The following is a 6,114-nucleotide window of genomic DNA, read 5'->3' as shown; positions in this document are numbered from 1 at the left end:
CCCGCGCCACCGCCCCCGCCCCCCCGCCCCGCCGCCCCCTCCCGCCCGACCTGACCGCCGACGGGCACATGCTCTCCAGCCATTCCTTCAATGCGCTGTTGAAAACCCTCGAAGAGCCGCCGCCGTACGTCAAGTTCATCCTGGCGACCACTGATCCGCAGAAACTTCCGGCAACGATTTTGTCGCGCTGCCTGCAGTTCTCGCTGAAGAACATGACGCCCGAGCGCGTGGTCGAGCATCTGACCCATGTGCTCGGCGCCGAAAATGTGCCGTTCGAAGACGACGCGCTGTGGTTGCTGGGCCGCGCCGCTGACGGCTCGATGCGTGACGCCATGAGCCTGACCGACCAGGCCATCGCCTTCGGTGAAGGCAAGGTATTGGCCGCCGATGTGCGGGCGATGCTCGGCACGCTGGATCACGGCCAGGTCTTCGACGTGCTGCACGCACTGATCGAAGGCGACGCCAAGGCGTTGCTCGAAGCCGTGCGCCACCTGGCCGAGCAAGGTCCGGACTGGAACGGCGTGCTCTCGGAAATTCTCAATGTGCTGCACCGCGTCGCCATCGCCCAGGCATTGCCTGAAGGTGTCGACAACGGCCATGGCGACCGTGACCGGGTGTTGGCGCTGGCGCAGGCGCTGCCGGCCGAAGACGTGCAGTTCTATTATCAGATGGGCCTGATCGGTCGCCGCGACTTGCCGCTGGCGCCGGATCCCCGTGGTGGTTTCGAGATGGTCCTGCTGCGGATGCTGGCCTTCCGGCCCGCTGACACCGCGGACGCCCCGAGGCAACCGCTAAAGCCAGTGGGGATCAGCCAGGCCACAGTTGATTCCGCAAACTCAGTGGCTGCCGCGCCCAAGCCTGCGCCGGTAGTCGCTGCGGCTGTTGCGCCTGCACCGGTTGTGGCGCCAGCGCCAGCCCCGGCTCCTGAGCCAGCGCCTGTGGTGGCTGCCGCGCCGACACCTGCGCCAGAGCCAGAAGCTGAGCCGGTCGTCGCCGAAGCGCTGGTCGACCTGCCGTGGAACGATCCGGTCGAACCCGAGCCAGAACCCGAGCCGGTGCAGCAACCAGCCGTCGAGCCGGTGCTGGAAACCGCCAGCGAGCAGCCCGAGCTGCCGCCAATGCCGCTGCCGACCCCGGACAGCGTGGTGCCGGATGCGCCGGAGTGGGCCGCTGCGCCGATACCCGAGCCATCGGTCGCCGACGTCGATGCCGCCACGCCGGGCATGGACCTCGACGACGAGCCGCCGCTGGACGAAGACTACATCGAGCCGGACATGGATTCGGCCTACAGCTACCTCGACGACCTGGCCAGTGAACACACCGCCGAGCCGGCCCCGGAACCCGAGCCGGAGCCTGCCGCCGCGCCGGCCACCGGTCTGGCGTTGCAATGGCTGGAGCTGTTCCCGCAACTGCCGATTTCCGGCATGACCGGCAGCATCGCCGCCAACTGCACGCTGATCGCGGTCGATGGCGACCATTGGCTGATGCACCTGGACCCGGCGCACAGTGCGCTGTTCAACGCCACGCAACAGCGGCGTCTGAACGATGCGTTGAACCAGTTCCACGGTCGCACGCTGACCCTGACCATCGAGCTGATCAAACCTGAGCAGGAAACCCCGGCGCAGGCTGCTTCACGGCGTCGGGCCAACCGTCAGCGCGAAGCGGAGGAATCGATCCACGGTGATCCGTTCATCCAGCAGATGGTCCAGCAGTTCGGTGCGGTCGTGCGACACGATACTATTGAACCTGTCGATGCCTTGGTCGCCCAAGGCTAATAACTGAGGGCGTTCGGCGTTAAGCGCCGGACGCTGTTTTGATCCAAGTACTTTTGAGGTGATTCCCATGATGAAAGGTGGCATGGCCGGCCTGATGAAGCAGGCACAGCAGATGCAGGAAAAAATGGCCAAGATGCAGGAAGAACTGGCCAACGCCGAAGTCACCGGCAAGGCCGGTGGCGATATGGTCACCGTGGTAATGACCGGTCGTCATGACGTGAAAAGCGTCAGCATCGACCCAAGCCTGGTTGAAGGCCTGAGCGAAGACGACAAGGAAATGCTCGAAGCCGTGGTCGCCGCCGCCGTCAACGACGCCGTGCGCAAGATCGAAGCCAACAGCCAGGAAAAAATGGGCAGCATGACCGCCGGCATGAACCTGCCAGCCGGTATGAAACTGCCATTCTGATTCGCCTTTGCGGGTTGGATGAGCTACACAAAATGCCAGGCATTGCGCCTGGCATTTTTGTTTCCGATTCTCGGCCGTTCGGTATTCATTTGTGGCGAGGGAGCTTGCTCCCGCTCGGCGACGAAGTCGTCGTAAACCCTGAAAACCCGGTATACCTGATGAAAGCAGGGGAGCGCTTCGCACTCCAGCGGGAGCAAGCTCCCTCGCCACAGGAGTCGAGCAGAAACATCGAACGCTGTGATGTCACCAAGGTCTGCTCCCTATACCCCCGAATTCATCATTCACAGGAGACGCTGACATGTCCGACCCTCTGACCCTCAATCAACGCTTCGTCCTCGCCTCGCGCCCGGTTGGCGCGCCGACCCCGGAAAACTTCCGTCTGGAGCGCGAAGCGTTGCCGGATCTCGAAGATGGTCAGGTGCTGCTCAAGACCCTGTACCTGTCGCTGGACCCGTACATGCGCGGCCGTATGAGCGACGCGCCGTCCTACGCTGCGCCGGTACAAATCGGCGAGGTGATGACCGGTGGCGCTGTCAGCCGAGTCGAGAATTCGCGTCATCCGAAATTCCACCAGGGCGATCTGGTGGTCGGCGCCACCGGCTGGCAGAGCCACAGCATCAGCGACGGCCGCAACATCATGCCGATTCCGTCCGGTCTGCCGAGCCCGTCGATGGCCCTCGGTGTGCTGGGCATGCCGGGGATGACCGCGTACATGGGGCTGATTGACATCGGTCAGCCGAAAGAGGGCGAGACCCTGGTGGTGGCTGCCGCCTCCGGTGCTGTCGGTTCGGTGGTCGGCCAAGTGGCGAAGATCAAGGGCCTGCGCGCCGTCGGTGTGGCCGGTGGCGCCGACAAATGCAAATATGTGGTCGAGGAGCTGGGGTTTGATGCCTGCATCGATCACAAGGCGCCGGACTTTGCCGAGCAACTGGCCAAGGCCTGTCCGAAGGGTATCGACATCTATTACGAGAACGTCGGCGGGCATGTGTTCGACGCCGTGGTGCCGCTGCTCAACCCCAAGGCGCGGATCCCGCTGTGCGGGCTGATCGCCGGCTACAACGCCGCTGAAGCACCGCAAGGCCCGGATCGTCTGCCGATGCTGCAACGCACGCTGCTGACCAAGCGTGTGCGGATTCAGGGCTTCATCGTGTTTGACGATTACGGCGACCGTCAGCCGGAATTCATCAGCCACATGGTGCCGTGGGTGCGCGACCGCAAGGTCAAATTCCGCGAGGACGTGGTGCAAGGCCTGGAGCAGGCGCCCGAGGCGTTTATCGGTCTGCTGGAGGGGCGCAACTTCGGCAAACTGGTGGTGAAGGTTACCCAGGACTGAGCATTTGACGCTGGCCGGAGGCGCGGGTATAAACCGCGTCTCGTTGTTTTGTCGGACTTTTTACCCATGAGCTTCAGCCCTTTGATTCGCCAACTGATCGACGCCCTGCGCACCTTGCCGGGCGTGGGTCAGAAAACCGCCCAGCGCATGGCGTTGCAGTTGCTCGAACGTGATCGCAGCGGCGGCACGCGCCTGGCCCAGGCTTTGAGCCAGGCTATGGAAGGAGTGGGTCACTGCCGTCAGTGCCGCACGCTGACCGAGGACGATCTGTGCCCGCAATGCGCCGACACGCGCCGCGACGATACGCTGCTGTGCGTGGTGGAAGGGCCGATGGACGTGTATGCGGTGGAGCAGACCGGTTTCCGTGGCCGCTACTTCGTGCTCAAGGGGCACCTGTCGCCGCTCGACGGTCTGGGGCCGGAAGCTATCGGTATTCCGCAGTTGATGGCGCGCATCGAAGAGGCGGGCACTTTTACCGAGGTCATCCTCGCCACCAACCCCACGGTGGAAGGTGAGGCGACCGCGCATTACATCGCCCAACTGCTGGCCAACAAAGGCCTGATCGCCTCGCGGATTGCCCACGGCGTGCCGCTGGGTGGGGAGCTGGAGTTGGTGGATGGCGGGACGCTGGCGCATTCGTTTGCCGGGCGCAAGCCGATTTCCCTCTGAGTCATAGGGTGTCTGAACAGACGCCTTCGCGAGCAAGCCCGCTCCCACAGTTGATCGAGTTCATTCAGATTGAATGCGGTCGAATGTGGGAGCGGGCTTGCTCGCGAATGGCGCACCTCGGTCTGACTGATTCACACAAACCTATTGAAAACCAAGCAAGCGCTCGGTTAACGTCGGCCAACCCTTCAGTGGAGTTCGCCGATGCCTGCCTTCCAGGAATACTTCGACCCCAGCCACCAAATGGTCCGCGACACCGTCAGACGTTTCGTCGAGCGCGAGATCCTGCCGGACATTGATGCGTGGGAAGAAGCCGAAAGCTTCCCCCGTGAGCTGTACCTGAAGGCCGGGGTGGCGGGGATTCTCGGCATCGGCTACCCGGAAGTGTTGGGCGGCAGCCACCAAGGTGATGTGTTCGCCAAGGTCGCCGCCAGCGAAGAACTGATGCGCTGCGGCTCCGCTGGTCTGGTCGCCGGCCTTGGTTCGCTGGATATCGGCCTGCCACCCATCGTCAAATGGGCCCGGCCCGAGGTGCGCGACCGCGTGGTGCCGGCAGTGCTCAGCGGCGAGAAGATCAGCGCCCTGGCGATTACCGAACCCGGCGGCGGCTCCGACGTCGCCAACCTGCAAACCCGCGCCGCGCGTGACGGCGACTGCTATCGAGTCAGCGGCAGCAAGACCTTCATCACCAGCGGCGTACGCGCCGATTTCTACACCGTCGCAGTGCGCACCGGCGCGCCGGGTTTCGGCGGCATCAGCCTGCTGTTGATCGAGAAGGGCACCCCAGGCTTCAGCGTAGGCCGCCAGTTGAAAAAAATGGGCTGGTGGGCCTCGGACACTGCTGAATTGTTCTTCGACGATTGCAGGGTGCCTGTGGGCAATCTGATCGGCGCGGAGAACATGGGCTTTGCCTGCATCATGGGCAATTTCCAGAGCGAACGGCTGGCGCTGGCGCTGATGGCCAACATGACCTCGCAGTTGGCACTGGAGCAAGCCCTGAAGTGGGCGCGCGAGCGAGAGGCGTTTGGCAAACCGATCGGCAAGTTTCAGGTAATCAAGCATCGGCTGGCCGAGATGGCCACGGCGCTGGAAGTATCGCGGGAGTTCACCTACCGGCAGGCGGCGAAAATGGCGGCGGGGCAGAGCGTGATCAAGGAGATTTCCATGGCCAAGAACTTTGCCACGGACACCTCCGACCGGATCACCAGCGAAGCGGTGCAGATTCTTGGTGGTCTGGGTTACATGCGCGAAAGTCTAGTGGAGCGGCTGTATCGGGATAACCGCATTCTGTCGATCGGCGGCGGGACGCGGGAGGTGATGAACGAGATCATCAGCAAGCAGATGGGGCTATAGGTTTTGCGGTGAGGCTGCAGGCCCTTTCGCGAGCAAGCCCGCTCCCACAGGAGAATGCAATCCAAATGTGGGAGCGGGCTTGCTCGCGAAGGCGGCGGTACAGACGCCGCTTACTTGTCAGTCAAGGCAAACTGCGTCAAACAGAAAGTAGGAATCCCCATGTCTTCCAGACGCTGCGACCCACCCAGCTCCGGCAGATCAATGATCGCCGCCGCTTCATGCACCCGCGCACCCATGCGGCGGATCAGGTTGGCGGCTGCGATCAGCGTGCCGCCGGTCGCGATCAAATCATCGAACATCACCACCGAATCGCCTTCACACAGGCTGTCGGCGTGCACTTCGAGGAACGCTTCGCCGTATTCGGTCGCATAACCCTCTGCCAGCACGTCCGCCGGCAGTTTGCCCTGCTTGCGGAACAGCACCAGCGGCTTGTTCAACTGATAGGCCAGCACCGAGCCGATCAGGAAACCGCGCGCATCCATCGCGCCGATGTGGGTGAAGTCGGCTTCCACATAACGGTGGGCGAAGCTGTCCATCACCAGGCGCAGGGCCTTGGGCGACTGGAACAGCGGGGTGAGGTC

Annotated in this window: 6 protein-coding genes; 5 read left to right on the top strand and 1 reads right to left on the bottom strand. The window is 63.3% G+C overall.

All coding sequences use genetic code 11. From position 1 onward, the window contains the following. From ACIOUG_RS16350 to ACIOUG_RS16330, 5 genes are all read left to right on the top strand, one after another. Positions 1–1,775: DNA polymerase III subunit gamma/tau C-terminal domain-containing protein (locus tag ACIOUG_RS16350; protein ID WP_401066958.1), on the top strand; the 1,775-nt coding region annotated here is incomplete at its 5' end. A gap of 67 nt (positions 1,776–1,842) precedes the next feature. After that, positions 1,843–2,181, top strand: a complete 339-nt coding sequence (locus ACIOUG_RS16345) for a YbaB/EbfC family nucleoid-associated protein (protein WP_003223337.1) — start codon at positions 1,843–1,845, stop codon at positions 2,179–2,181. 298 nt (positions 2,182–2,479) lie between these two features. Continuing rightward, on the top strand, positions 2,480–3,514 hold the full coding sequence (locus tag ACIOUG_RS16340) for an NADP-dependent oxidoreductase (protein WP_401066956.1): 1,035 nt from the start codon (positions 2,480–2,482) through the stop codon (positions 3,512–3,514). Positions 3,515–3,580: 66 nt separating this feature from the next. Then, positions 3,581–4,183 carry a recombination mediator RecR gene (gene recR / locus ACIOUG_RS16335; protein ID WP_007965550.1) on the top strand — a complete coding sequence of 201 codons (603 nt, stop codon included), beginning with the start codon at positions 3,581–3,583 and terminating at the stop codon, positions 4,181–4,183. Between the two features lie 201 nt (positions 4,184–4,384). Further along, on the top strand, positions 4,385–5,533 hold the full coding sequence (locus ACIOUG_RS16330; protein WP_401066954.1) for an acyl-CoA dehydrogenase family protein: 1,149 nt from the start codon (positions 4,385–4,387) through the stop codon (positions 5,531–5,533). A gap of 110 nt (positions 5,534–5,643) precedes the next feature. On the opposite strand, the gene ACIOUG_RS16325 is transcribed toward ACIOUG_RS16330, so the two are convergent. Beyond that, positions 5,644–6,114, bottom strand: a 471-nt coding sequence (locus tag ACIOUG_RS16325; RefSeq protein WP_401066952.1) for an adenine phosphoribosyltransferase, incomplete at its 5' end; no start/stop codon positions are given.

Source organism: Pseudomonas sp. NPDC087803, assembly GCF_044742995.1.
Lineage (GTDB): Bacteria > Pseudomonadota > Gammaproteobacteria > Pseudomonadales > Pseudomonadaceae > Aquipseudomonas.
This window is presented reverse-complemented; position numbering and strand designations above follow the sequence as displayed.

Excerpts from the sequence above, each read along its gene's own strand:
- ACIOUG_RS16330 (WP_401066954.1), top strand. The coding sequence starts at position 4,385 with ATGCCTGCCTTCCAGGAATACTTCGACCCCAGCCACCAAATGGTCCGC.
- ACIOUG_RS16345 (WP_003223337.1), top strand. The coding sequence starts at position 1,843 with ATGATGAAAGGTGGCATGGCCGGCCTGATGAAGCAGGCACAGCAGATG.
- ACIOUG_RS16340 (WP_401066956.1), top strand. The coding sequence starts at position 2,480 with ATGTCCGACCCTCTGACCCTCAATCAACGCTTCGTCCTCGCCTCGCGC.
- recR (WP_007965550.1), top strand. The coding sequence starts at position 3,581 with ATGAGCTTCAGCCCTTTGATTCGCCAACTGATCGACGCCCTGCGCACC.